We start from the raw sequence: 25505 nt of genomic DNA, 5'->3' as shown, positions 1-25505 counted from the left end.
TTTGTGTATCTGGATTATCATCCATATCTTGACACTGTATTCGAGGATGATGGCAAAAGCGGTGGAGAAGGAATTGAGAAGACTCGGTTTGTTCAAAGCCAGTAATGAATAGTGAGATTTGGCAGAAACGTCCTGTTAAGCGGAACAGGGCGTTTTATTGTTGTTCTTTTATTGGAAAAGCAGTGAAATGAAATAATGACAGTACAATAGTTTCAGCCTTCATAAATGAAAAATGGGTAACGATAATTCCAGTAGTTGGGAATGTGAGGGGACGGTTCTCTTCCTTCCTTTTTTGTTCATATTTCAGTAGTTTGGGCACAGAAGAACCGTCCCCCTGCTTACAACCGAAATTTTTGGGGTAATTATACAATTATGGAATTACATGAAAGATAATGAAAGAATGGCTATGCTCATTAGCGTCAAAAGAATGAATTTGATAAAGGAATGATCATAAGTGAGAGTAAAAACGATATTCATGTTAGCTTGTATCCTTCTATTGGGTGGCTGCATGGAGAAAGAAGAGTCTCCTCAAATCAGCCCAAACACCCAATACGAACGGGTACAGGATTATAAAGGAGAAGGCTACTTCCTGAAACAGGGGTCTGAAAACGACGAGATAGCAGAAGCCAATAGGGAGAAGATTGAAAAGGAAGTCAAGGAGTTCTTTCGTAAGGAATATAAGACAAAAGTAAAGGTACATAATTTGGTTGGGAATGAAGAGGGAGCCACGGTATTTGTTGAATCTATAGGACAACTTCACTTCTATACGTATGCAGTGATTCCGTTCAATGGAAAGAAAGTGAGCACGGGGCAGGTTTTTTCACAGGAAGGACAGGTGGAAAGCGGAATTACGGATGGATTATACAAGATCATCTTTGCTGAAGAGTTTGATCATCTTGACGCGTATCTTGATAAAATCGCTACAGAAGAGGAAGTTACTGGCCGAACAGTTGAATCGCTTGGAAACGTTGGCGGGGAAGGTTATATGACACCGTACTATTTCATCGGCAGCTCCCCTATTAACGATGAAGCAATCCTGCCTGTTTATGAGTTGTATATGAGGAATCAGAATCCAACGTCAGAGGAATTGAGAGAAGCTTTCAATGAAGAAGAATTTACCCCCGACAATCTAAGGATTTCGATCATGTTATTTATGAAAGAGGAAGAAGCTGTTCCTAGTGAGGAAATATTTAATAGGATTACGGGAGATCTCGAGACCATGGCCGGCATTCCGAAGGGGACCTACAGTGTATACATCAATGACAACCTGGTACATAAAGAATCTTCTGATGGTGTGAAAGATAATTCCTTGGAACGGGCATATCCAGATGGGATTGTCAGGGATTAGAAGGGGTGGAAAGAGCGACGACTGTTGAAGGGGGGGTTATCCCTATTTTGTAAATGACAGTGAATTAAATTATTGCACACAGTAGGAGGGACAAAAGATGAATCGGAAGTGGATAGGGATGAACTATATGGTCGTTCTTTCAATCATACTTGGCGGATGCATAGGAACTAAAGAAAATGAAATCGATCATAGTGAAATAAAAGATCAATTTGTAAGTATCCAGGAATATAAAGGTGATGAATTTGCTTTGATTAATGGAGTGAAGACGGATAAAATTGCCGAGTCCCATCGTGAAGAAGTGGTGAAAGCGGTAAAGAGGTTTTTTCTGGATGAATATAACACTCAGGTGAAAGTCCATAATCTCGTGGGGAACGAAGACGGGGTGACGGTCTATGTCGAGTCAGTGGGTACTCCTGCCTTCCATGCTTATGCTGTCGTTCCTATTGATGTTGAAAACAACACTGTTCTTGGGAATCAGGTATTTTCACTGGAAGGGGAAGTGGAGAACGCGATTACTTCAGGTGTTTATGGACTTGTTTTTGAAGAGGAATTTGCCCGCTTGAATGATTTATTGAAAGAGATTACGAAAAAAAAAGCCTTAAGAGGAAAAACTTCAGAAGCAATAAACAATACCCAATCATTTGGATATGGGAACGAATATTATTTTGTTTCAGTATTTGATATGGAACTGTCGAACCGAATTGTAGAAATGTACCTCCAGAATACCGAATACAGTAAAGAAGATTGGGAGAGAGCATTGCAAATAGAAGAAACAAATCCCGAATCCATCAATATCACGATCCAACTTTACAAAAAAGAGAAAGATATCCTTCCCACTAAAGAAGAGCTCGGGTCAGTGGTGAAAACGATCGAGAAAGCTGATGGCTTACCCTACGGTGCCTACAATATCCTTCTACATGACAATTCCGTCGATCGCTATAGAGGAATGAGTAATGAAGAACATTCAGTTGAAAAAGTGGATCCAGACTATCTTATTAAAGATACATATTAAAGAGAGATGAATGGGGATGAAAGAAGTTGATTCATACAATAAAAGGTTTGATAATTGGCGCCGGGCTTTCATTTCTTCTTGTCGGGTGCATGAATTCTGAGGAAAAGATAGATTCAGAGAGGGAATCAGTTAATCAATTTGAGAGCGTTCAGGAATACACTGGAGAAGGATATACTCTGAAAGATGGGGAAGAAACAGACAAGGTTGCTGTAGAGAATCGGAAAGAAGTAGAGAGAGCGGTGAAGGGTTTTTCTTAAATGAATATAAGACAGATGTCAAGGTACATAATTTGGTGAGTAATGAGTCCGGTGCTACTGTATTTGTGGAATCAACGGATCCTCTCCACTTTTACACATACGCAGTTGTTCCCATCGATCAATCAGAAGAACGGGTTCTGTCTGATCGTGTGTTTTCTCAAGAAGGTCAGGTGGAAAGCGCCATAACGGAAGGTTTATATAGGAGGATATTTCATGAAGAATTTGAGCGTCTTGACGAGTACGTGAAGAAGATCGAAAAGGAAGAACATGTTACCGGAAGAACGGTTGAGTCTCTTCAGAATGTTGGGGGTTCAGGGTATATGACACCCTATTATTTCTTGTCATCCTCTGCTGTAAATAATGAAGCGATTAAGCCGGTTTATGATCTTTTTATGAAAGACCCTCAGGTCAGCACGGAAAAATTAAGGGCTGCCTACAATGAAGAACAGTTTAATCCATCCGATTTTGAAGTGGTCATTAATCTGTTTATGAGTAATCCAGGTGCAGAGCCGGATGAGAAGGTATTTAATAGAGTAGTAAACGACATTGAGACGATGGATGATATACCAAAGGGCACTTACAGTGTTTTCGTCAATGACAATACCGTCCTCAAACAATCGTTTGAAGGGATAAAAGAAAATTCCCTCGAAAGGTCGACTCCTGATGAGATTGTAAAGGAATAGGTCAAGCAGGTAAGCAATGGATCCATGATATAAGGAAGGAATGAGCAACGCATGAAGATTAAATACAAGAAGAGTATGTGTGGAATGGTTGGTCTATCCCTATTACTGGGAGGTTGTATAAATAAAAAGGATGAAACAAACGGCCCTTATAAAGACACTTTCGTAAGAGTGCAAGAGTACGAGGGGGATGGATATGTACTCAGAGGGGGAGAAGAAGCGGATAAAATCGCTGAAGAAAAAAGCGAAGAAGTAAAAGAAGCGGTAAGAGAATTTTTTATAGAAACCTATAAAACGGATGTCAACGTCCATAACATAGTGGGAAATGTGCATGGTGCGACAGTATTTGTAGAATCGACAGGACCCGTCCATTTTTACAGTAGTGCCATTGTGTCGATGGATTTAAGTGAAAAAAGGGTCCTGGACGTAACATCTTTGGACGGAGACATAGAAGGGAACATTCAGGGGGGACTGTATCGACTATTATTTAAGAAAGAGTTTCAGGAGTTGGATCAATATCTGAGTAAAATCGTTTCAGCGAATGCAGTGGTTGGGAAAACGAAAGAGTCCCTTCAAAATGTCGGGGGCTCCGACTATATGACTCCATACTATTATCTATCCGTCCCGCCTGATGATGAAGCGGTCCTGCCAGTATATGAAGCATATCTAGAAGACCCGGACACACCGGTGAGTGAACTGAAATCGCTATTCTCGATGAAGGACTTCTCAGCAGAGGATTATACTATTACGATTCAATTATATATGGAAAAGGAACAGGCAGAACCCGATAAAACATTATTTAATCAAATACAAAAGGATATAAAGGCGATGGACTCGATACCGAAAGGAAACTACAGCATCATCATCAATGATAATTTAATCAATGAAAAGGTGGATGATGGGATCAAAGATAACTCCCTGGAATTATCGTTTCCGGATTCCATTGTGAAGGAATAGATGTAGTGGATAGGAGGATGAAACTTCATGGTTCGGCAAAATAAGTCGATCAAGTATGTAATGGGAATTTCCTTGTTACTGGGAGGCTGTATGAACGATAGCAGCACACCTAAAGAAGTGAAGGATCAATATGCGCGGGTACAGGACTATACAGGGGAAGGGTATAGACTGATGAATGGAGAGAAAAACGATAAGATTGCAGAAGGAAACCGTGAAGAAGTAGAGAAAGCCGTCAAAGCATTTTTCATGAAGAACTATGAAACTGGGGTGAAGATTCATAATCTCGTAGGAAATAAGGAGGGAGTGACGGTGTTTGTAGAAGCGACAGGACCCGTTCATTTTTACACCTATGCTATAGTCCCCTTCCATCAGGGAACGGAAGATAGGGCGATTGGAGATGTGCAAACCCAAGAAGGGGAAGTGGAAAGAGGCATTCGGGAAGGGTTATATAGGTTGATATTCGAGGAAGAATTTAAGAATCTGGATTCGTATCTTGAGAGTGTCGTTTCGGAGGAAAAGGTTGTTGGCAGAACCGTCGAATCCCTTCAAAATGTGGGCGGCTCTGGATATATGACACCTTTTTATTTTATGTCATCACTAAACAGCGATGAAGCCATCAAGCCTGTATATGAATTGTATATGAAGGATCATCAAACGAGTATCGAAACATTGAAGCAAGCTTATAACGGACCTGCTTTCAAAGCGGATAATCTGAGGATTAACATCATGCTCTTTATGGAAGAAGAGGGTGTCCAGCCCAGTGAAGAGGTCATGGAACGGATTGCAACCGATATAAAGGAAAGAAGCGATTTTCCTAAAGGGACATACAGGGTAGCGGTAAACGATAACGGCGTACATAAAGAATCGTTTGAAGGCTTCAAAGATAATTCAATTGAACAGGAAGTGATTAGGGGAGAATAGGGATTCTTACCCCGTTCATACATTACAAAAATTTCTAGATTAACAGGTTATCTTTTGAATGATTGGGGTAATTATACAAATGTATAAGTCTGAAGACTCACGATAACTCCAGCGAAATGAATAGGTTAAAAGAAATGTAGAAGGAAATCGTCACCACTACTTTTTTCCTGTTTTTCCTGATTGATCTAAGGAATTCCCGATTGAACTGTTAATACTTTACAGACTTTTATACAATATAAAGGTAATTCTTTAAAATGAACCCATCCAATTAGGAGGATCAGACATTCATGAACAGAAAAAATAAGTGGATCATATATGGAATCGGACTTTCAATATTACTTGGAGGATGTATGAATATGGATAATGAAATAAAGAATGTGGATTCAAAAGAGGCAACAGGACCCTATAAAGACACTTTTGTGAGAGTGCAGGATTACACGGGTGAAGGATATGTACTCAGAAACGGAGAAGACGCAGATAAAATTGCTGAAGAAAAAAGTGACGAAGTTCAAAAAGCCGTTAAAGATTTCTTTATGGAAAAATATAAGATAGACGTCATAGTCCACAACATCGTAGGGAATGTGGATGGTGCAACTGTATTTGTTGAATCGACAGGACCGGTTCACTTTTATACGACCGCTATAGTCCCTATTTCTTTGAGTGAAGAAAAAGTGAAGGCGGATGAAGTCGTGTCTCTCGAAGGTGAAGTGGAAAGTGCCATCCGTGGAGGGCTTTATCATTTAATTTTTGAGAAAGAGTTTGCGGAACTTGATCAGTACCTTGATACCTTTGTAAAGGAGCATAAGGTAGTGGGGAGAACCATAGAAGCAGTAGAAAATGTTGGAGGAACCGGGTATATGACCCCTTATTATTTTATAACTTCCTCTTCATCCGACAAAGCCATAAAGCCAGTATACGATTCATTTCTGGAAAATCCAGATACCCCTGTAAGTGAACTTAAAGCTCAATTTGCAGAAGATGAATTCTCTGTTGAAGATTTGAAAATTAATATTGAACTATTTATGGAGGAAAAGGACTCAGAGCCTAATGAAGAATTGTTAAATCAAATACCTAGTGATTTGAAGGGAATGACCGGTATTCCTAAAGGAAGTTATAGTCTAACCCTTAATGACAACTTAATTAATGAGAAAGTGGATGATGGGTTGAAAGATAATTCCTTAGAAATAGGGTTTCCTGATTATATCGAAATCAATTAAGGTTGGTGGAAAGGTTTATGGACAAAGTTTATATAGAACCACCCAATAACGATGTAAACAAAATAAATATCGATAAAAATTTGGTTGAAATTGCTGGATTACACTCATACAAATATTTAAAATCAAAATCAACATTTGAGGTTAATGGAACCGAATATTTAGTATTACACACTCATTATAATGATCCGACTGGACTTGATGCGCTTACTGTCAGAAATGAAATTACCAAAGAAATATCAATAGCATATGTTGGTACCGACGCGACTGCTGAGAACGGTATACAAGACTTATTGACGGATGTTCAACTTTTAAGTGATTTAACATTGCCACAATTGGAAGCTGCTGAGGAGTATTTGAATAAGATTAATGGAAGATTTAAAGATCAAGGTGGAGTCAGCTCCGTTACCGGAAACTCCCTTGGAGGTCCACTAGCAAACTACGCTGTAAGAAATCGACCAGATATAAAATCAGTTACTCTCAATCCAGCACCTCTACCCAAGGGGGTAATTGCTCCCGATAAGAGCTACGACAACATCACCAACTACTTCACCAACTATGATGTCCTGACAGGCACCCTTATTGCCCTTCATCTCGATTCACGAATTCCGGGTAAAAGATACAATATTTCAACAGGCATACCGCAGATCGGTGAAAAGTTTAGCATTTTGAAAAAAAATCACACAGGATATACCAAAGGGGGGAAATATGTCATTGGCATAGATGGAGAACCGGGTTATGGTGAAATCTATGATGCCGAAGCCGATGCTCACATCATGACAAGCATCTGGACCGGTGAGCCCCTTTATAGCGGGCATTCGGACAGAATCGAAATCAATCGTGACAACCTCAACCTGTTGGCAGGAGCCATGGAAGGGGATGTATCGACAAGGTTGGGTCATGCTCAGGAGTACCTGATCCATTCAGAAGAGATCGCCCAGCATGAAGGAGACCGTCATTCAGAGCGATTGAGCCGCCTGCAGATGATCTTTGAGGATTCCTTTGAAAATCTTATTGGTAACCCCTTATTCATCGGCATCACGACAACCAGTTACCGGTTGACCTCAGAAATTGATCATCTAATTGCCCTTGTCGATATGGCTGAAAGTGCAAGCCGATCCCTCAATGGAGTGTTGAATTCCCCGCCTGCTGAATTGGTTGAGCACTTATTCAACAGGAGTATCAGTGTGGAGAGTATTTTCGGGCAGGCACGGAGTCAGTTATTGGAGTTCGAAGGTGGAATCACAAATCTGACAGGCTTCCTTCAGAACATCCTTCATAAAGAAATCCCGCAGCTTTTCAGTGGAGGGAAAGAGACCTTGGAGGATGTTCTTGTTAACGATATTCTCGCACACTATAAAATTATCAACCATAATACGGCGAAGCTGAATAGTCACATTGCAGAGTTCACAAAACAGGTTTCCGATTTGGGAACGAACTTCGGTGAACGGGATGCCTCCTTAAGCGCCAGCATTTCATCTGGGGCTTCCGTTCAACATTCGATAACAATGCCGAAGAAAAACGATTATATCCTGCAAACCTCTGACCATATGCTTATCGGAATGAAGGTGAAAGATGTATTATTGGAAGGATCCTTTGAAAGTTTTAAAGGAGTTTCACACGGTCTGCTTCTTCCGCTGTTAGGAACCTTGACCGGAATTGCGTTCGCCATTGAGAATACGTTGGAGATAATATCGGCGCAAATCAAAGGCGCCATGAACATAGCGTTAAGTGGCACGGTACCTGGAAAAATCATCAGCATCTTCTCAGACTTCGATGACAAAATCCGCTCATATGTATCTTCCGCATTGGAGCCGATCGACGAACTGGCTGGAACCATTGAAGGTCTCAGGGATGGATTAACCAGATTGACCATCGGGTTCCCTGCTTTACTGGAGAGCTTCAAGCCCTATATTGACTCAGCCATCTTTGATTCAACGGACTACGCCAATATCCACCTTTACAATGTATCGGCCATGGCCATCCATGAAGAAATGGAACTGCTCTTTGACGATATCGTCTACCAGCTGAGTCATCATAAAGGAAAATCCATTCAGGCATTATGCGAAATCTCAAAAAGATTGAAAGATAACATGATTCAGCTGCGTGAACAAGTGGATCGTGTCACATTATAGGGACAGGTGCTACTTGTTCCTATTTTTTTATTTTTAGAAAAATAAGGTTAAGAACCATTTTGAATATATTGACAACATTAAACGAATACAGTAATATAAAATTAGAACATATGTTCTAATCTGTTTCCTCTCCTTCGAAGAAATCCACTTTATGTATCCTTTTTTTAGTCGGGTGAGCCATTCACTCTCAATTTTCCACTTCTATAAATAATCCACCCCATTTCTTATTTTAAAAGCCCAATTCCATCAGTTATCAATCCTATAAAGGGAAATAGGAGGAACATCCATGATCAGTAAAGTGACAAGCATTGGTTTAAAAGGCTTAGAAGGCTACAAGGTATCTGTAGAAGTAAGGTCCATGCAAGGGACAAAGGCATTTGTTACTGCCGGATTGCCTGATGCTTCTGTGTACTTGCCTAGGTGATAAAAGAAAAAAAGAGGGATGAACTCATGCCAAAGATCAGCGAATTTGGAGGTATATCCATTTACTTATACTACAATGACCATGATCCTCCTCACTTTCATGTAATTTATTCTGAATTAAGGACAAGAATAGAAATAATGACAGGTGAATATTTAAGAGAGGATAAACCCTTACCCCGAACCAAAGAGAAGGATGTTATTATGTGGCTTGATATTCATAAGGGTGATATGATTAAAGCGTGGTATGAGTGCAGGTGTAAAGAAGCACCGCGCAAGATACCACCCCTATACTAGGAGGTGTCCCAATGATTCTTATAAATAAAGTTGATCCGATCCCGGGAATGGATGGATGGCTTCTAATTGATTTTACAGATGGTTCAAAAAAGTTCGTTGACATCAAGCCTCACATGGAAGGGGTTCTTGAACAATTAAAAGATCGGGAATTCTTCGGTAAAGTGTTCGTTGACAATGAGTTGAAAACAGTCACTTGGCCAGGAGAATTAGATTTGGATCCCGATCAGTTATACAGGGAAGGCATTGATTTAATAGAAATTAAAAAAATGATTGAAGTAGCGAAAGATAATAATTTTTTAGAAAGAGCTTAAATATATGGAGGTTGGCTTATAGTATTATTCCTTTAAGCCAACCTCTTTCACTCTCATTGTAATAAGGAACTAACACTTAGTCCTTCAACCGCACCAAGATCCCATCCCCCTTATCACTCACCTTCACCACCGCAGTCTTCACCTTCCCCTCTACATCAAGACCGGTTCCTTCGGGTATGAAGAAATGTTCAATTCCATAAGTGACCTGGGCACTGTTGCCCCACGAGCTTGTCACTTTTCCATTTAAGAGCACGTCCCCGGGTTTCTTTTCATAAGAAGCGTTCCATTTACCATTAAATTTATAAACTCCTGTATATTCATGGAGACCCTGTGAGTTTTCCCGTAATACAATCGTGACGGGCCCGTTGTCATCGATGGAGGTATCCTCCAGCTGTGAAATACTGTAGTTCAATTCCACATAATCTCCTTGTAGGAGTGACCTCGGATCGACTGGTTGAAGTTCCAGGATGACTGTTTCCCCGTTTGTGAGTAAGGTTTCGTTCGAATACACCTGATACCCGATCCATAGGGCTTGAAGACAGATGATAAAGAGGATACCGATCTTTTTTCCTGCAAGGATCGAATGGGATTTCTGTTCAAAGCCGCCTTTTCTGTCCAGGTAGCCAGCGACCAGCAAGAAGACGATGCCCAACCCGGCAAAGAGCAGCGATTTATGAACGAGCTTCCAGGCAAGATCGTAATACAGCTGGACAATAAGCATGAACCAGAATATAAGGGATGAAACCCAATAAAGCTTGAGACCCTGCTTTTTGAAAACATACACGCATAAGGTTGCTATCAGGAAAAAGAGGGTGAAATAGACTATATGAAAACTCAACGATAGATCGATCGTGATTAACGAGAAAAGGGCTATGAATCCACTGAGAAACGCTCCATACTGAATCCCCTGTTTATTTTTCAGCAGAAGGTAGGCGATTCCGATTAAGAGCACCATCACCAGCAGAAGGGCATGTGCACCGAGTTCCATCGTTTGCCCCAAGAAGATCGCTGTATTCAATTGAAACAGCAGGTAAAAGGTAAATCTCACAGCAATCCGTTTTTCAAGATAGAACACAAAGGCTAAAACAAAGAACATCACAAACGAAAATTCTTCGAACCCACTTGCTGTCATCCCGATCACGATGCCGGTCATCATAAGCGAATATTTTACAGGAGACGGCCAGCTCGTTAATGTGCTTGGAATGACGAGAAATACCGTCGCCAAGACAAATAGAGTGATCATGGAGACATCTACCATGAACAATGAAAGCAGTCCGAAAACAGACGCTACAATGAAAACTGAAGCGATGGTCGTGACACTTGCCACGAAAATCGTCTTTGACCAATGACGGGAAGCGGAATGCTTTCGTAAGTAGTTCACAAGGAACACACTTCCGACTAATAATAAAGTGGCGGCCAGTAAGAGACCGACGAAGAACAGACTGGACACGTATCTCGCCATCAACTCGAACATTTTAATGATGATAAAGCCCGTTCCAAACAACGATAGAATGATGAAAATGGATGTTTCCTTATGAAAATACCGGTACACACCGATCCCTAGGAGACATACATAAAACAGGGTGAAGAAAGCGGAATACTCGTTATCGAAAGCCGTGACAATAAGGAGGAGATTGGCTGAGACGAGACTCAAATAAAGCAAAGGCATTGAACGGATGAATCCCTTTTTGATGGTGAAAAACAAGAGCAGGTTCGCGATACCGATTCCGAACGCAATCCACGTATGGGCGAGGGTCCAGTGTCCGAATGGTGTGGAGGGGAACAGGTAAAAGTAAATCGTCAAATGGATGAGGATGTGGGTTAATGCGTAAAATCCGCCGTATCTTGTGTACAAGCTGAACAGCAGGGCGGGAATGGACCAGACAAGAAACAATAAGTAACTGTCCGCATGGGAATTATACAGCTGTCCGAGCAAGGCAACGGAAAGACCAAAGGATATCACCCCGCTGACCAACAACCAATTGGAAAGGAAATGGGCTCCCTTCAATACACGATCCAACAGAAAACTGGCTCCATAGAACAATACAATCAAAGCCCCCGCTAAAGCCACTTTTTCAAGCCGCGAAAACATCTGCCAGTTAGAAGCGAAGAAATAAAGAGCGCTGGTTAAAATGAAAACAACACCGAATAAGTAGGTTAGTGACACCGTTTTCTTCATAAAGCTCACCCCTATCATGAAATCCCTCTCTTTATTATATTATAGCGCGAGTGAATATAGGCTTATATAAAGAGAAGCGATGGTGGAGATTTCTTTTTGTAATCTAAAGCCCTTTCAAAAAATGGGTTATTTTACAATTTAAATAGTATAATAGGTTCAGAAGGAGGTGGATGATCATGCGCAAAACAAGAAGCGATTGTACAGTCGGAACTTTCGAAAAGAAACATGGTTTACCTGCTGGTTCGATTCGTAATGTAAATGGAAGAGATACTAGAAGCGATAAAAAGATCGGAACGATTAGAAAAGAAGCACAAAAAAGAAAATAATAGAATATATCTCTTTATTTGAAAGGATGATTATGTGCCCAAGGCTTATATTATGAGCACAAATAAATCAAATAACCCTAATAACGAAAGAGAGATGCTCTCAGAGGGAAAGGTAGCAGCTTATTATTCACCATGGAAATATTTTATTGATGAGATGGGATCTAATGATATTGTCTTTCTATATAGTAATGGACGTGGAATAATTGCAAGAGGTTTGGCAACGGGAATAGTAGAGATAACCGGAAATGATGGAACAGAAGATAATGAGCATTATATGCATCTCAATCGCTTTCAAGTGCTTGAAACACCGCTTAAGTCATCAGATATCACTGAATTAGTAAAGGAAATAACAGACGAAAATTATAAGATCTTCTGGAACCAGACAATGATCCATATACCAGGTTTTGTTGGAGAACATATCTGGCGTCATACATCCAGGAACTGTCTGGGATAATTAACAGGAATATATTCTCCTGAAAAATAAATAAAGATTGAGGGTCTGTAGCTCAGATCCTTTTCCGAATATATTTTATTTTTTAGATGTGTAAGGGGATGATGTAAATGCAGATTAGAAAAATGAATAGAGATGAAATCGAACCAGTTCGTACTATGCGTGCGCCGTATTATGAAGAATACAAAGATTTAGTATCTGAAGATCATTGGAATGCTCTAAAAAGGACCCTTTCTTCTGAAAATGATGTAAAGCCGGGAGTAGATATCTTTGTTGCGGAAATAAGCGGGAAGATTGTAGGGAGTGTCGTTCTGTTTCCAGGGAAGACTGAAGCGTATGAATGGACGACACAGAGGCCTGATTATCCAGAGATTCGAATGCTTGCGGTGGATCAAGGGGATAGGAGAAGGACTCATGCACCATTGCATTGATTTGTCAGCCAAACAGGGATATCGTGCCGTAGGACTGCATACAGCTGAATTTATGAAAAATACTTTATCTCTTTATAGGAAGATGAACTTTCATCCAGTTCCAGAGTTAGACTTTGAACCAGCCAATGATGGGATCATTGTGAAAGGGTTACGATACTTCATACCTCAACCCCATATGGAATAGGAATCTGTCTGTCGGCTGTAGAGTAGAAACAGTGTTCCCACAGCCTTCGAATTTCTTAAGTCAGCCAGAAGAACAATTCCTGAAAAATCCCCCAATAGTCATATAGCCACTCTCAACCCTCTATTGTAAAATAAAAAAGACAGACAATTGCAAGCGTTTGCATTAGTTCGAAATAACTACCCCGGGAGTCACCTCACATTTTTTTAACCAATTGTGCAAACGTTTCCACGATATCATCACGAGCACTTCTATTATTCTATTTATCACATTAATAAGGGGGAAACATGAATGAGAAATAGGACAAAGCGTCACGTCTCGATGATTATGACATTGATGATGCTGATCAGTCTGTGGTCACCATTCGCTCCGGCGGCTTCTGCCGTTGCAGACGGAAATGAAGCGGCAACAGCAGCGGATTCCGGTGATCGCACGGTGCGCTTCACGTATGATCGTGAAGACGAAACGTATGAGGGCTGGAACATATGGGCATGGAACACAGGGGTTAAGGACAATCAAATCAATTTTGACTCATACGAAAACGGAGTCGCGGTAGCGAATATCGCCGTGGCACCTGAAACGGAGCAGTTCGGATTCGTCCTGCGCAGTACCGAGGAATGGGGTACCGCTCAAAAAGAATTCGGCGACCGCTTCATTAAAGTGAACAAGAACGACACCCTCACCAAAGCCTACATAACAAGTGGTGTCGAGGGGATCCGCATCGTACCGGATGGGTCTGCACCGGTCATCGATCAAGGGGATGCGACATTCTACTATCGAGACAAGGACCTTTTCAAAAACGATCAAATGGATTCGATTGAGAAAGTAGAGTTAAAGTACAATGGAGAAACGAAGGAAATGACGTATGAGCCGGAGAATGAGCGTTTCGTCCTGCCATACGACGGCATTCCTAACGGGAAAAATGAGTACTCTTTTTTAGTCACAAAAGATGGTGTGACGACGGAAGTGAGCGATCCCTACAATACGGTGGACGGCAAATCGGTTCTTGATTTCCAGAAAGCCGATCTGACAGTGACGGGTTCTGTGGCTCCTTCAGCTGTGGATTACAATGAAAACGCTGTCTTGAATGTTGACATCGAAGGATTAACTGATGGTTTAACGATTCAAAAAATCACAGCCGATGTTTCTACATTAGGAGGATCGAAGAAGCTTGAAATCGATCCGTCCCTGAATGAAGTGACGCTTTCCGTAGATGACGACATTACGGCAGGAACGAAAACGATTCCTTTAACCGCAGTGGATTCTTACGGAAACGTCTATAAAGGAAGCGCTGAAATCGAAGTGAAAGCAAGGCAGTCTGTCGGCGATTCCGACCTTGATTGGGATGAATCGATCATCTATTTCATGCTGACAGACCGATTTTTCAACGGGGATACGTCAAACGATGATCCTTACGATTTGAATTATGATCAAAGCAAACGCGGAACGTATCAAGGCGGAGATTTTAATGGAATCACGGAAAAACTTGATTACCTTGATAAGCTCGGCGTGAACACAATTTGGATCAGTCCGGTTGTGGAGAATGTGAAGTATGATGTGCGAAAAGGGGAAGAGGGGGAGCCTTATTTCGGATACCATGGCTATTGGGCGAGCAACTTCGGCGAGCTTAACCCTCACTTCGGAAGCATGGACGACTTCCATAACCTGATCGATGAAGCTCATGACCGCGGGATCAAGATCATGGTGGATGTCGTGTTGAATCACACCGGTTATGGATTGAAGGAAATCGACGGCGAGCTGCCTGAAGATCAGCGTCCTGCCGGGTATCCGACTGACGCCGAACGTGAAAAGTACAGTGACATCCTGCGTCAGGGCAATGTTGGTACGGACGAAGTGGTCGGTGAACTGGCCGGACTTCCTGACGTGAGGACAGAAGACCCTGAAGTTCGTCAAGAAATCATCGACTGGCAGACCGACTGGATCGAGAAAGCAAAAACTGATAAAGGCAATACGATCGACTATTTCCGTGTCGATACCGTGAAGCATGTGGAAGACGCCACATGGATGGCTTTCAAAAATGCGATCACGGAAAAAATGCCGAAGCACAAAATGATCGGCGAAGCGTGGGGAGCAAGTGCTGACAATGACTATGGCTACCTTGATACGGGGATAATGGATTCTCTCCTCGACTTCGGATTCAAGGATATCGCCCGTGAGTTTGTGGACGGCAATCTGAAAGCGGCCAATGATAAACTGACGGCCCGAAACGGAAAGATCGATAACACGGCAACGCTTGGACAATTCCTGGGAAGTCATGATGAAGACGGATTCCTGTATTCACTAGGCGGGGACAAGGGCAAGCTGAAGCTCGCAGCCTCCCTTCAGGCGACGTCGAAAGGACAGCCGGTCATTTATTACGGTGAGGAGCTTGGGCAGAGCGGTGCGAATAATTATCCTCAGTATGACAACCGCTATGACCTGAACTGGGATGATGTAGAGAATAATGATGTGCTGGCTCACTATACAAAGATCCTGAACTTCAGGGGAGCCCATTCGGATGTATTCGCTAAAGGGGAAAGAAACACGGTTGGCGGTTCCAATAGCGACCAATTCCTATTGTTCTCCCGTGACTACGAAGACGACTCCGTATACGTCGGGTTGAACGTGGCGGATGAAACGAAAGAGATCACGTTGACGGTTGATTCTCCTGATGCGATCGTAACCAACGCTTATTCCGGAGAAATCTATACTACTTCTGAATCCGGTGAAGTCACGCTGACCCTTCCTTCAAAAACAGACGGAGGTACGGCACTTCTCACCGTTGAAGGAGGGAAGATCACGGGTGCTGCGGCAGGTGGAGGAGAAGACCCTGAAGCGGAACCTGTTCCAGAAAACAACATCCGCATCCACTATAACCGCACGGACGGCAACTACGAAAACTTCGGTGCATGGCTGTGGAATGATGTCGCCTCACCATCCGCTAACTGGCCGACAGGAGCGACGATGTTCGAGAAAACCGACAGCTACGGGGCCTATATTGATGTGCCGCTTGCTGAAGGGGCAAAAAACATCGGATTCCTCGTCATGGATATTACGAAAGGTGACGCGGGTAAGGACGGCGGAGACAAATCCTTCTCCATCACAAATCCTGACGTGAATGAAATCTGGATCGAACAGGGATCGGATAAGGTGTATACGTATGAACCGGTTGATCTGCCGGAGAACACGGTCCGCATCCACTATGACCGTGAAGACGGGAATTATGAAAACTTCGGTCTCTGGACGTGGGGCGATGTGAAATCCCCGACAACAGACTGGCCGACGGGCGCACTGGATTTTTCCAAAAAGGATCGATACGGTGCGTATGTAGACGTTGAGTTGAATGCCGATGCCAAACAGATCGGCTTCCTTGTTCTGAATGAAGCAACAGGGGAGAAAGACGGAGGAGACAAAACCTTCAACCTCCTTGATAAGTATGATCAGCTTTGGGTAAAAGAAGGCGATGATAACGTCTACATTTCCCCTCATGGTGATGTGGCGACGGGACTCGTTTCATCTGAAGTCATTTCGGATGATACAATTCGCCTGAATTTTACGATGACAGATGGTTTGACGGAACACGCATTGCTTTCAGGCTTAGCCCTCAAAGACAGTGATGGCTCCGATGTGAAAGTAAACAGCGCGAAGATCACGGGAGACAAAACGGTGGAAGTGAAAGCTGATTTTGATCTGAAAAAACTCCCTCTTTCCATCACCTACTCGGGCAGGACCGTTTCAGCAGAAGCGGGCTGGCGACTGCTTGATAACAAGTATGCTTACGATGGGGATGACCTTGGTGCCACATACAAAAAAGGAAATGCAACCTTAAAACTATGGGCACCGAAAGCAAGCAAAGTGGTGGCCAACTTCTATGATAAAAAAGATGCTGCAACCAAAATCGGCAGCGTGGAATTGTCTCTTGGTGAAAAAGGCGTCTGGTCGACAGACGTGAAAGCGAAAGAGTTAAGTGTGAAGGATCTGAAGGGGTACTACTATCAATACGAAGTAACCAATGACGGCGTAACGAAAAAAGTACTCGATCCATACGCCAAATCGATGGCAGCCTTCACTGTCAATACAGAGGGTGAAACGGGCCCTGACGGTGACAACGTCGGAAAGGCGGCGATCGTCGACTTGAAAGGGACGGACCCTAAGAAATTCACTCATGCCTCCATCGACGGCTATGAAAAACGGGAGGATGCGGTCATCTATGAAATCCATGTCCGTGATTTCACGTCCGACCCGTCCATCGAGAAGGATTTGAAAAAGGAAAGATGGGGCACATATGATGCCTTCATCAAAAAGCTTGATTACATCAAATCAATGGGTGTGACCCACGTCCAGCTGCTTCCGATCATGGCCTGGTATTACGGCGATGAAACGAAAATGGGTGAGCGGGAGCTTGAGTATTCTGCGGGAGGCAACGAGTACAACTGGGGCTATGATCCCCACAGCTACTTCTCCCCGGACGGTGCGTATTCAGAGGATCCTGCCAATCCACAACTGCGCATCGAAGAAACGAAGCGATTGATTGATGCGATTCATGATAAAGGGATGGGAGTCGTCCTCGACGTCGTCTACACCCATATGGCCAAAACAAGCACACTGAACGACATCGTGCCGAACTATTATGCGTTCCAGGATGACCAAGGAAACTTCCTCGGAGGCTTCGGGAATAACCTCGCCACCAACCATGTGATGGCTGAGAAGCTAATGGTGGATTCCGTGAAATACTGGTTCGACGAATACAAAATCGACGGTATGCGCTTCGATATGATGGGGGACGCAAGCTATCCTGCGATCCAGAAAGCCTACGACGCAGCAGCTGAAATCAATCCGGACGCCCTGTTCATCGGGGAAGGCTGGAGAACATTCGCCGGTCACCTTTCGGATCCATCATTAGAAGGAATGGGAGCCGACCAGGACTGGATGGACAAAACCGACGACGTCGGAGTCTTCTCCGATGAGATCCGGAATGAACTGAAATCCGGTTTCGGTTCAGAAGGTGAGCCGCGCTTCCTGACAGGTGGCGCACGTGACATCAATACGATTTTTAACAATATTAAAGGACAGCCGGGCAACACAGCGGACGACGACCCGGGCGATATGGTCCAGTACATTGCGGCCCATGATAATCTGCCGCTGTACGACGTCATTGCCCAATCAATCAAAAAGGACCCGGCCATTCCTGAAAACAACCTGGAAATCCATAAACGGATCAGACTTGGAAACTCGATGATCCTGACATCCCAGGGAACAGCCTTTATCCACGCTGGCCAGGAATACGGCCGGACCAAGCAGTGGCTCGGCGAAGGCGTTCCAGAACAGAAATATCATGAGTTAGAGGACGAAAACGGAGACCCATTCGGATACTTCATCCACGACTCCTACGATTCATCCGACGCCATCAACATGTTTGACTGGGAAAAAGCAACGAACAAGAAGAAATACGAAATCAACACGACCACACGGGAATACACTGAAGGATTGATCAAACTGAGAAGATCCACCAATGCGTTCCGACTCGGCGACAAAGACCTGGTCGATCAGAATGTATCCCTGATGGATATCCCTGAAATCGCCGATACGGATTTGCTGCTTGCTTATAAGAACGTATCGACGGATGGTACGGGTGAGTATTATGTGTTTGTGAATGCGGATGACAAAGCTCGGGCGCTGTCCATTGGAGACTATGATATTTCTAAAGGAAAAGTGGTCGTGGATAACGATGAAGCGGGGACACATCCTGTTTCAAAGAAATCTGGCTTCAGCATTAGCAACGACACCTTGACCCTGGATCCATTGACTGCTGTTGTCATCAAGGTGGATGAGAAGGGGAAGAAAGGGAAGAAGAAAAAGCAGCATTGATAGATTCATGGAATCTCAACCTTATTCATAGGGTTGGGATTTTTTTGTGGAAAGTATTAAACAAACGTTTGAATAATGCTTCCATCCGTGTAAATACCAGTATAAAGAGAGCTAAATAAACGTTTGTTTAAATTTCTTTATTGAGAACGAAACGACGTGTTATAATGAAAAATATGATATGATAAAACCACCATAAACGACGAATAGGAGCATCGATATGATGAAGTACCTGCTGGTTTATATCTTACTTCTCAACCTCGTAGACGCATTCCTCACAATGTATGGTTTGCACTTTCATTATATATCAGAATCCAATCCCCTCATGCATACCCTTTATCTCACGGACCCTTGGTTGTTTCTACTATTGAAGGTCGGTCTTTCGTTCGTTTTGTTGTTCCTCCTTTTTCAACTTAAAGCGGATAAACGGTCGTCAAGGGTTTTGCTTCTCGTGTCCGTCTTTGCGGCAGTGTCCTACAGTTGTGTTTTTCTCATGCATGGGTATTGGCTGTTGGAGGTCGCCGGTGGTTTTGCTTGAGCATAGCTCAAATAAAAGAGGCTGTTTCAGCCCCTTTTCCTTTTACTTCAATTTAATCTGCACCGGCTTGCTTTCCTGGGAGTGAATCGTCTTCGGTGTGCGATTTTGCGAAGCAGCCCTCTTCACTGAGCTTGTCACACTCTGGATCATGTCCCCGACATCATGTGCGGACTCCACCAGCGGATCCACGGCTTTCATCTTCCCTTTTACATCAACGGAGATTTGATTGGCGGTATGAATCAGTTCTTCTGCTTCCTCTGTAATGCCATTCACGGCGCTCCTCGTGTCAGCGAGCGTTTTCTTCGTTTCGTCCAGCGTGTTCATGACCCTCCTTAATGTCAATATCAAATAAACGACGAGAATCGTAAACGCTACGGCTGCAATGGCAGCACTCCACTCAAGCATTGAGACCAGCTCCCTTCCTTTACATTAAGTCTATGATATGGGGAATTCAGACATTCCTTTTCCAGAATGGGGGAGAGGTGAGGTATGATGGAATGGTAAATATATATAAAGAGGGAGCGATGGCGGTGCTTTCATCCTTACGTGCAATCGAAGAGTTGAAATCAGGGAACACCCTTATATTGCGGGAACATAAATGGTTAAAATTCCTTTCATTAACAAAAGAGAAAAATGTGAATCTTGAACAAGTCGAATCCCTTGAGGGAATGGCACAAAATCCTGTGCTTGAATACGTGGAAAGAACACTCCATATACTGGACGGATTGACTTTGCCCCAAGAAGAGAAAGCATTGGTGGAAGAAGTTCTGCTGTGGAGCGAAACGGCCAAGTGCGGTCTACCTCATCAACGGAGAGAGTGGCTCGATCAGGGATTTCAGCTCGGCATCCATAATATTGGGTCTGCCCAAATTTACGCCTCAGAAATGAAAAAACGCCCTGAAACAATGCGGAATCGTGAGAGGGAAAAGCTACTGTACGTGCTGATCCTGACACACGGTCTTCCCGGTCAATACATACGGGGTGAAGGCAGGTACTCATCCATGAAGCCTCTGATCGATGTAGCCACACAAGAGATGTTTCCTCTTCTGTATGCACTGAATCAATGCATTGTAGCAGGGGTATCCCCTGAAATCTGGGATTCGGTACAAAAGGAAATGGAAGAGGTGAACCGTTGGATCTGTGATGGGGAGATGTCCAAAGGGCAAACGTTTCAAGAAAGACTTCGAAGACTGCGGAATCTTGCTTCTTTGCGAGGGGAAAACTTTGACGCTGTTTACAATGAATGCCTGGGTTCCAACCCCGATGCAGAAAAGCTTCTGGAACGTTTTTTTCGGAAAACGGATATGTGGTATGTAGAAGCGTCCCTTACGGATTTCAGCTTTGAAGAATGTATCAAGATCTTTCTGCTCATTGAACGAAAGACAAGGGGGGCTGTCCTGGAACAGCTCTCCTTTGAACCGATGATGAAGGAGCTGTACTACGACTATAAAGGAAGAAAGATCGTTAATGTCTATAAAAAAAGAATCATAGAATCGTATCTTGCCGAGTGCACAATCGAAGAAATCGCTCATTGGAAACATCCGGCAAACGAGCATGTCCAGTTGATGGCAGTTCCCCTTCATGCACAGGAAGAAATGGCGGGGATCGGGTTTTTTTTTCAAGGGCAGGGGAGAAGTTGATTGAATTCTGCCAGGAAGCTGAAAAATCACCTCTTTATGACCGGCTGAGCAATGAGCAAACCTACCTCAGTGATATGAACAGCTCACAGGACTTCAAGAAGAAGATTGCAGACTACGCAGTTGGAAAGACGATGGTCGATATCGGTCCGGGGGGCGGGGTCATGCTTGAATTATTGACACGTCACCACCCAGGGGCCACCGTTATCGGAATCGACATTGCGGTGAATGTGGTGGAGGAACTGAAACGGAAGAAACAAAGAGAAAACGCCGAATGGGAAGTCATGCAGGGAGATGCTCTCAAGCTTGAAGAGCAAATCGGAAAGGAAGGGGCCGACACAATCGTGTTCTCGTCGATCCTTCATGAAATGTTCTCCTACATCCCGTACGAAGGTGAGAAGTTCAATCATGAGGTCATCGCACAAACCTTAAAGAGTTCCCTTAAAGCTCTCAGGCCAAAAGGCAGGATCATCATCCGGGACGGCATCATGACAGAGCCAGAGGAAGAGAAACGGATCATCCGCTTTAAAGACCCACAAGGCCGTCCCTTCTTCAAGAGATACGTCGGGGACTTCAAAGGGAGGACAATTACTTATCATTCAGCTGGAGACGACGCCGTTCTTCTCAATGTGAACGATGCGATGGAATTCCTCTATACGTACACGTGGGGAGAGGAAGCATACCCCCACGAAGTGCAGGAACAATTCGGCTACTTCACCCCATCTGCCTTTCGGGAATTTATTGAGGCGACCTTAGGGGACCAAGCTGAAATCCTGTTATTTGAACATTACCTGCAAGATGGGTACGAAGAACATTTAGCCCACAAAATCGAGCTTACTGATGAAACAGGAAAGCCGGTGCGTCTGCCGGATAGTACGTGTTTTATTGTGATTGAGAAGAAATATTGAAATGCTAAAAGATCTCACTTCTGATAATAAAGGGTGAGATCTTTTTATTCGAGAATAGAGGTGGACATAGCACAGGGAATGATTAAACAAACGTTTGTTTAAAATAATGCAATCTGTCTCCCTCAGGAAAGTAAAGTACATAACAGATGTACTCTTGCAAATTAGCATTAGGTTTAGAAAAAAATTTATTAAGGTTAAAAATATCTATTGATAAATACTTTTAAGATATGGTATATTCTTTTTCGGCTTACAAAATGCTATAATGAGTAGGTTGAAAAAAGTTTCTTTAACTATTAATTAGAAGTTGACTTCTGCGAAATTAATTGATATAGTAATACATGTCCTGAACGGGATATTTCAAATGTATGGCCCATTGGTCAAGCGGTTAAGACACCGCCCTTTCACGGCGGTAACACGGGTTCGAATCCCGTATGGGTCACCATTTTTTTGAAGATTAAACTTAATATGGAGGATTAGCTCAGCTGGGAGAGCATCTGCCTTACAAGCAGAGGGTCGGCGGTTCGATCCCGTCATCCTCCACCAAAGATTTTTGCGCAAGCAAAATATCTTTCCTTAAACTGCTTCGGTGAATCACTTTCGTTAAGCAGTATCTATTAAAAGATTATACACGCCGGTGTAGCTCAACTGGTAGAGCAACTGACTTGTAATCAGTAGGTTGGGGGTTCAAGTCCTCTTGCCGGCACCATTTGGTTTTCTCATTATATAATGAGCCATTAGCTCAGTTGGTAGAGCATCTGACTTTTAATCAGAGGGTCGAAGGTTCGAATCCTTCATGGCTCACCATAGATTTTTGCGTAAGCAAAATATCTTACTCTTTGCGGGTGTGGCGGAATTGGCAGACGCACCAGACTTAGGATCTGGCGCCGCAAGGCGTGGGGGTTCAAGTCCCTTCACCCGCACCATTTATTTTGCGGAAGTAGTTCAGTGGTAGAACACCACCTTGCCAAGGTGGGGGTCGCGGGTTCGAATCCCGTCTTCCGCTCCAAACTAGCCGGGGTGGCGGAACTGGCAGACGCACAGGACTTAAAATCCTGCGGTAGGTGACTACCGTACCGGTTCGATTCCGGTCCTCGGCACCAAAGTTTTTTGCGCAAGCAAAATATCTTTTCTTGCGTTACTATTATAGACTATAAATTGCGCCCGTAGCTCAATTGGATAGAGCGTTTGACTACGGATCAAAAGGTTAGGGGTTCGACTCCTCTCGGGCGCGCCATATTTCGGGAAGTAGCTCAGCTTGGTAGAGCACTTGGTTTGGGACCAAGGGGTCGCAGGTTCGAATCCTGTCTTCCCGACCACTTCTTTTTTTGGGGCCTTAGCTCAGCTGGGAGAGCGCCTGCTTTGCACGCAGGAGGTCAGCGGTTCGATCCCGCTAGGCTCCACCAAGTTTATTTACGGAAGTGAAATAAACTTCATTGGTTTTTCAGAAAACCAAACATATAGTAGATTCGTGGCGGTGTAGCTCAGCTGGCTAGAGCGTACGGTTCATACCCGTGAGGTCGGGGGTTCGATCCCCTCCGCCGCTATTACTTAATACATAACGCACGATTTATAAGGACCCTTAGCTCAGTTGGTTAGAGCAGACGGCTCATAACCGTCCGGTCGTAGGTTCGAGTCCTACAGGGTCCATTATACGGAGGAATACCCAAGTCCGGCTGAAGGGATCGGTCTTGAAAACCGACAGGGGTGTAACAGCCCGCGGGGGTTCGAATCCCCCTTCCTCCTCCATTTTCTCTTTTAAAAAATATTATCGTCGCGGGGTGGAGCACGACCGAATAATCTTCGGAGCGTTCACATCAGCGCACCGACTGAGCAGCAGCTTGAATAAGCTTACTGAAGTCGGGGTGGATCCACGTGATGCACAATGGGATAGTGGAAACTTAATATTATATTATCGTCGCGGGGTGGAGCAGTTCGGTAGCTCGTCGGGCTCATAACCCGAAGGTCGCAGGTTCAAATCCTGTCCCCGCAATACCATTTTTGCTTGTTACTAGTAAGAGATTATCTTTGATCTTTTAAGAGTCACGCAAGGATAGTTATTTTCGCTAGCGCGAAAAAACTTTGGTCCGGTAGTTCAGTTGGTTAGAATGCCTGCCTGTCACGCAGGAGGTCGCGGGTTCGAGTCCCGTCCGGACCGCCATTTATTCTTTATATGGTCATTCGAAAATTTAATCTTCTATATAATATGGCTCAGTAGCTCAGTTGGTAGAGCAATGGACTGAAAATCCATGTGTCGGCGGTTCGATTCCGTCCTGAGCCACCATTCATACTTAAGATCCTTTAAGTATTTATTTTATTTGGAGGGGTAGCGAAGTGGCTAAACGCGGCGGACTGTAAATCCGCTCCTTCGGGTTCGGCAGTTCGAATCTGCCCCCCTCCACCAAGATTTTTTACGAAGCGACTGCGGAGTAAAATAATCTTCCTTAAACCACTCGCGGCGAAGTAGAGCGTTATAATCCAAGCAGCATGGTGGTTTTCAAAAAAACTAATATATATCATAGGGGCATAGTTTAACGGTAGAACGAAGGTCTCCAAAACCTTTGGTGTGGGTTCGATTCCTACTGCCCCTGCCAAAGAAATTTTAATCATGGCGATTGTGGCGAAGTGGTTAACGCACCTGATTGTGGTTCAGGCATTCGTGGGTTCGATTCCCATCAGTCGCCCTTTATATTGGGCTATAGCCAAGCGGTAAGGCATCGCACTTTGACTGCGACAGGCGTTGGTTCGAATCCAGCTAGCCCAGCCAACGGCGGCATAGCCAAGTGGTAAGGCAGAGGTCTGCAAAACCTTTATCACCGGTTCAAATCCGGTTGCCGCCTCCAAATATTCATGCGGGTGTAGTTTAGTGGTAAAACCTCAGCCTTCCAAGCTGATGATGAGGGTTCGATTCCCTTCACCCGCTCCAATTCATTTTTGGGCCTATAGCTCAGCTGGTTAGAGCGCACGCCTGATAAGCGTGAGGTCGGTGGTTCGAGTCCACTTAGGCCCACCATTTTCATTATTCCGCAGTAGCTCAGTGGTAGAGCTATCGGCTGTTAACCGATCGGTCGCAAGTTCGAATCTTGCCTGCGGAGCCATTATCTTCTATTGAATATAAAGGAACAACGATCTCTTTTTTTTTGAGAAAGTTATAAAAAGAAGTTGACTTCTACGAAGTTAACTGGTAAAGTATTATTTGTTGCCGCAAACAAGCAACACAACATGAAAGACTTGAGAAAAACTTCTTTTAAAAAGTTGTTGACAACAAGTTAACAATCATGTAACATAGTAAGGGTCGCTTCAAGAGAAGCACTTACACATTGAACCTTGAAAACTGAACAAAACAAGACAATACGTCAACGTTAATTCTAGATTTATTTTTAAAGAGCTATTCAAACTTTTATCGGAGAGTTTGATCCTGGCTCAGGACGAACGCTGGC

The 25505-nt window shown here is 43.7% G+C and carries 21 protein-coding genes and 24 tRNA genes; 43 read left to right on the top strand and 2 right to left on the bottom strand.

Annotated elements, in window-relative coordinates; genetic code table 11:
• Window positions 1-454 precede the first annotated feature (454 nt).
• The 11 genes from AM506_RS11840 (at window position 455) to AM506_RS11795 (ending at window position 9552) form a co-directional block, all read left to right on the top strand.
• A complete protein-coding gene (locus AM506_RS11840) occupies window positions 455-1348 on the top strand; it encodes a DUF1672 family protein (protein ID WP_152968592.1) in 894 nt (297 codons plus the stop codon).
• Between the two features lie 97 nt (window positions 1349-1445).
• On the top strand, window positions 1446-2360 hold the full coding sequence (locus tag AM506_RS11835; protein ID WP_060672704.1) for a DUF1672 family protein: 915 nt from the start codon (window positions 1446-1448) through the stop codon (window positions 2358-2360).
• Between the two features lie 26 nt (window positions 2361-2386).
• Complete coding sequence (locus tag AM506_RS11830) at window positions 2387-2617, top strand: hypothetical protein (RefSeq protein WP_060672703.1); 231 nt, start codon at window positions 2387-2389, stop codon at window positions 2615-2617.
• Entirely contained in the window at window positions 2515-3300 is a 786-nt protein-coding gene (locus AM506_RS11825; protein WP_082386341.1) for a DUF1672 family protein, read from the top strand. Before AM506_RS11830 ends, AM506_RS11825 begins: the two co-directional genes overlap by 103 nt.
• A gap of 51 nt (window positions 3301-3351) precedes the next feature.
• Window positions 3352-4254 (top strand): DUF1672 family protein, encoded by a 903-nt coding sequence (locus AM506_RS11820; RefSeq protein ID WP_082386340.1) that lies wholly within the window; start codon window positions 3352-3354, stop codon window positions 4252-4254.
• A gap of 27 nt (window positions 4255-4281) precedes the next feature.
• Window positions 4282-5175, top strand: a complete 894-nt coding sequence (locus AM506_RS11815) for a DUF1672 family protein (protein ID WP_060672698.1) — start codon at window positions 4282-4284, stop codon at window positions 5173-5175.
• Between the two features lie 287 nt (window positions 5176-5462).
• Window positions 5463-6392 (top strand): DUF1672 family protein, encoded by a 930-nt coding sequence (locus tag AM506_RS11810; protein ID WP_060672696.1) that lies wholly within the window; start codon window positions 5463-5465, stop codon window positions 6390-6392.
• Window positions 6393-6409: 17 nt separating this feature from the next.
• Window positions 6410-8524, top strand: a complete 2115-nt coding sequence (locus tag AM506_RS11805; protein WP_060672695.1) for an SA1320 family protein — start codon at window positions 6410-6412, stop codon at window positions 8522-8524.
• Between the two features lie 286 nt (window positions 8525-8810).
• A complete protein-coding gene (locus tag AM506_RS22775; protein ID WP_160316872.1) occupies window positions 8811-8948 on the top strand; it encodes a hypothetical protein in 138 nt (45 codons plus the stop codon).
• A 26-nt stretch (window positions 8949-8974) separates the two neighbouring features.
• Window positions 8975-9241: a DUF4160 domain-containing protein gene (locus AM506_RS11800; RefSeq protein ID WP_060672693.1), complete on the top strand. Its 267-nt coding sequence runs from the start codon at window positions 8975-8977 to the stop codon at window positions 9239-9241.
• An 11-nt stretch (window positions 9242-9252) separates the two neighbouring features.
• The gene (locus tag AM506_RS11795) at window positions 9253-9552 is read left to right on the top strand and encodes a DUF2442 domain-containing protein (protein WP_060672691.1); all 300 of its coding nucleotides are present in this window, start codon (window positions 9253-9255) and stop codon (window positions 9550-9552) included.
• Window positions 9553-9628: 76 nt separating this feature from the next.
• On the opposite strand, the gene AM506_RS11790 is transcribed toward AM506_RS11795, so the two are convergent.
• A complete protein-coding gene (locus tag AM506_RS11790; protein WP_060672688.1) occupies window positions 9629-11731 on the bottom strand; it encodes a GDYXXLXY domain-containing protein in 2103 nt (700 codons plus the stop codon).
• A 176-nt stretch (window positions 11732-11907) separates the two neighbouring features.
• Between AM506_RS11790 and AM506_RS22985 the strand changes: the two genes are divergently transcribed.
• The 6 genes from AM506_RS22985 to AM506_RS23425 all read left to right on the top strand — a co-directional run bounded on the left by AM506_RS22985 (window position 11908) and on the right by AM506_RS23425 (window position 19523).
• Window positions 11908-12057: a hypothetical protein gene (locus AM506_RS22985; RefSeq protein ID WP_200908447.1), complete on the top strand. Its 150-nt coding sequence runs from the start codon at window positions 11908-11910 to the stop codon at window positions 12055-12057.
• Window positions 12058-12091: 34 nt separating this feature from the next.
• Window positions 12092-12511 carry a hypothetical protein gene (locus AM506_RS11785; protein WP_152968591.1) on the top strand — a complete coding sequence of 140 codons (420 nt, stop codon included), beginning with the start codon at window positions 12092-12094 and terminating at the stop codon, window positions 12509-12511.
• Window positions 12512-12618: 107 nt separating this feature from the next.
• Window positions 12619-12939, top strand: coding sequence for a GNAT family N-acetyltransferase (locus AM506_RS23160; protein ID WP_060672686.1), 321 nt, complete (start codon window positions 12619-12621; stop codon window positions 12937-12939).
• Complete coding sequence (locus tag AM506_RS23155) at window positions 12923-13123, top strand: hypothetical protein (protein ID WP_060672684.1); 201 nt, start codon at window positions 12923-12925, stop codon at window positions 13121-13123. Before AM506_RS23160 ends, AM506_RS23155 begins: the two co-directional genes overlap by 17 nt.
• Window positions 13124-13411: 288 nt before the next feature.
• Complete coding sequence (locus AM506_RS11770; RefSeq protein WP_060672682.1) at window positions 13412-18988, top strand: pullulanase; 5577 nt, start codon at window positions 13412-13414, stop codon at window positions 18986-18988.
• Window positions 18989-19205: 217 nt separating this feature from the next.
• Entirely contained in the window at window positions 19206-19523 is a 318-nt protein-coding gene (locus AM506_RS23425) for a DUF5658 family protein (RefSeq protein ID WP_060672680.1), read from the top strand.
• Window positions 19524-19565: 42 nt separating this feature from the next.
• Here the strand turns inward: AM506_RS23425 and AM506_RS11760 are convergent, their stop codons facing one another.
• The gene (locus AM506_RS11760) at window positions 19566-19928 is read right to left on the bottom strand and encodes a DUF948 domain-containing protein (protein WP_060672678.1); all 363 of its coding nucleotides are present in this window, start codon (window positions 19926-19928) and stop codon (window positions 19566-19568) included.
• A gap of 92 nt (window positions 19929-20020) precedes the next feature.
• Here AM506_RS11760 and AM506_RS23150 point away from each other — a divergent pair, with 92 nt between their 5' ends.
• The 26 genes from AM506_RS23150 to AM506_RS11635 all read left to right on the top strand — a co-directional run bounded on the left by AM506_RS23150 (window position 20021) and on the right by AM506_RS11635 (window position 25163).
• Window positions 20021-21163 (top strand): hypothetical protein, encoded by a 1143-nt coding sequence (locus tag AM506_RS23150; RefSeq protein ID WP_235576098.1) that lies wholly within the window; start codon window positions 20021-20023, stop codon window positions 21161-21163.
• On the top strand, window positions 21160-22068 hold the full coding sequence (locus tag AM506_RS23145) for a methyltransferase domain-containing protein (RefSeq protein ID WP_235576097.1): 909 nt from the start codon (window positions 21160-21162) through the stop codon (window positions 22066-22068). The genes AM506_RS23150 and AM506_RS23145 overlap by 4 nt, the downstream gene beginning before the upstream one ends.
• Before the next feature lie 367 nt (window positions 22069-22435).
• Window positions 22436-22510, top strand: a tRNA-Glu gene (locus AM506_RS11750).
• A 25-nt stretch (window positions 22511-22535) separates the two neighbouring features.
• Window positions 22536-22611 (top strand) — tRNA-Val (locus AM506_RS11745).
• Window positions 22612-22698: 87 nt separating this feature from the next.
• A tRNA-Thr gene (locus AM506_RS11740) sits at window positions 22699-22774 on the top strand.
• Between the two features lie 22 nt (window positions 22775-22796).
• Window positions 22797-22872 (top strand) — tRNA-Lys (locus tag AM506_RS11735).
• A 34-nt stretch (window positions 22873-22906) separates the two neighbouring features.
• Window positions 22907-22991, top strand: a tRNA-Leu gene (locus AM506_RS11730).
• Window positions 22992-22999: 8 nt separating this feature from the next.
• A tRNA-Gly gene (locus AM506_RS11725) sits at window positions 23000-23074 on the top strand.
• Window positions 23075-23079: 5 nt separating this feature from the next.
• Window positions 23080-23168: transfer RNA gene (locus tag AM506_RS11720), tRNA-Leu, on the top strand.
• Window positions 23169-23225: 57 nt separating this feature from the next.
• Window positions 23226-23302: transfer RNA gene (locus AM506_RS11715), tRNA-Arg, on the top strand.
• A gap of 5 nt (window positions 23303-23307) precedes the next feature.
• Window positions 23308-23384: transfer RNA gene (locus tag AM506_RS11710), tRNA-Pro, on the top strand.
• An 11-nt stretch (window positions 23385-23395) separates the two neighbouring features.
• Window positions 23396-23471, top strand: a tRNA-Ala gene (locus AM506_RS11705).
• 67 nt (window positions 23472-23538) lie between these two features.
• Window positions 23539-23612, top strand: a tRNA-Met gene (locus AM506_RS11700).
• 29 nt (window positions 23613-23641) lie between these two features.
• Window positions 23642-23715, top strand: a tRNA-Ile gene (locus AM506_RS11695).
• Window positions 23716-23721: 6 nt separating this feature from the next.
• Window positions 23722-23814: transfer RNA gene (locus AM506_RS11690), tRNA-Ser, on the top strand.
• 170 nt (window positions 23815-23984) lie between these two features.
• Window positions 23985-24058, top strand: a tRNA-Met gene (locus AM506_RS11685).
• Window positions 24059-24149: 91 nt separating this feature from the next.
• Window positions 24150-24226: transfer RNA gene (locus AM506_RS11680), tRNA-Asp, on the top strand.
• Window positions 24227-24273: 47 nt separating this feature from the next.
• Window positions 24274-24349, top strand: a tRNA-Phe gene (locus AM506_RS11675).
• Window positions 24350-24385: 36 nt separating this feature from the next.
• A tRNA-Tyr gene (locus tag AM506_RS11670) sits at window positions 24386-24469 on the top strand.
• Between the two features lie 116 nt (window positions 24470-24585).
• Window positions 24586-24659 (top strand) — tRNA-Trp (locus AM506_RS11665).
• A gap of 17 nt (window positions 24660-24676) precedes the next feature.
• Window positions 24677-24749 (top strand) — tRNA-His (locus tag AM506_RS11660).
• A gap of 8 nt (window positions 24750-24757) precedes the next feature.
• Window positions 24758-24832, top strand: a tRNA-Gln gene (locus tag AM506_RS11655).
• 2 nt (window positions 24833-24834) lie between these two features.
• Window positions 24835-24908 (top strand) — tRNA-Cys (locus AM506_RS11650).
• A 9-nt stretch (window positions 24909-24917) separates the two neighbouring features.
• Window positions 24918-24991: transfer RNA gene (locus tag AM506_RS11645), tRNA-Gly, on the top strand.
• A gap of 10 nt (window positions 24992-25001) precedes the next feature.
• Window positions 25002-25078, top strand: a tRNA-Ile gene (locus tag AM506_RS11640).
• 10 nt (window positions 25079-25088) lie between these two features.
• Window positions 25089-25163: transfer RNA gene (locus AM506_RS11635), tRNA-Asn, on the top strand.
• Window positions 25164-25505 lie beyond the last annotated feature (342 nt).

Origin of the sequence: Rossellomorea vietnamensis, assembly GCF_001305855.1 — a bacterium.
In the GTDB taxonomy this organism is placed as follows: domain Bacteria; phylum Bacillota; class Bacilli; order Bacillales; family Bacillaceae_B; genus Rossellomorea; species Rossellomorea vietnamensis_A.
Note: the sequence above shows the minus strand (reverse complement) of the source record. Positions and strands in the feature narration are given on the sequence as shown.

Bases quoted from the DNA above. Each gene is read 5' to 3' on its own strand.
- AM506_RS23425 (WP_060672680.1), top strand. From the start codon at position 19,206: ATGATGAAGTACCTGCTGGTTTATATCTTACTTCTCAACCTCGTAGAC.
- AM506_RS22775 (WP_160316872.1), top strand. From the start codon at position 8,811: ATGATCAGTAAAGTGACAAGCATTGGTTTAAAAGGCTTAGAAGGCTAC.
- AM506_RS11805 (WP_060672695.1), top strand. From the start codon at position 6,410: ATGGACAAAGTTTATATAGAACCACCCAATAACGATGTAAACAAAATA.
- AM506_RS11800 (WP_060672693.1), top strand. From the start codon at position 8,975: ATGCCAAAGATCAGCGAATTTGGAGGTATATCCATTTACTTATACTAC.
- AM506_RS23160 (WP_060672686.1), top strand. From the start codon at position 12,619: ATGCAGATTAGAAAAATGAATAGAGATGAAATCGAACCAGTTCGTACT.
- AM506_RS11810 (WP_060672696.1), top strand. From the start codon at position 5,463: ATGAACAGAAAAAATAAGTGGATCATATATGGAATCGGACTTTCAATA.
- AM506_RS23155 (WP_060672684.1), top strand. From the start codon at position 12,923: ATGCACCATTGCATTGATTTGTCAGCCAAACAGGGATATCGTGCCGTA.
- AM506_RS11795 (WP_060672691.1), top strand. From the start codon at position 9,253: ATGATTCTTATAAATAAAGTTGATCCGATCCCGGGAATGGATGGATGG.
- AM506_RS11790 (WP_060672688.1), bottom strand. From the start codon at position 11,731: ATGAAGAAAACGGTGTCACTAACCTACTTATTCGGTGTTGTTTTCATT.
- AM506_RS22985 (WP_200908447.1), top strand. From the start codon at position 11,908: ATGCGCAAAACAAGAAGCGATTGTACAGTCGGAACTTTCGAAAAGAAA.
- AM506_RS11815 (WP_060672698.1), top strand. From the start codon at position 4,282: ATGGTTCGGCAAAATAAGTCGATCAAGTATGTAATGGGAATTTCCTTG.
- AM506_RS11770 (WP_060672682.1), top strand. From the start codon at position 13,412: ATGAGAAATAGGACAAAGCGTCACGTCTCGATGATTATGACATTGATG.
- AM506_RS11760 (WP_060672678.1), bottom strand. From the start codon at position 19,928: ATGCTTGAGTGGAGTGCTGCCATTGCAGCCGTAGCGTTTACGATTCTC.
- AM506_RS11820 (WP_082386340.1), top strand. From the start codon at position 3,352: ATGAAGATTAAATACAAGAAGAGTATGTGTGGAATGGTTGGTCTATCC.
- AM506_RS23150 (WP_235576098.1), top strand. From the start codon at position 20,021: ATGGTAAATATATATAAAGAGGGAGCGATGGCGGTGCTTTCATCCTTA.
- AM506_RS11835 (WP_060672704.1), top strand. From the start codon at position 1,446: ATGAATCGGAAGTGGATAGGGATGAACTATATGGTCGTTCTTTCAATC.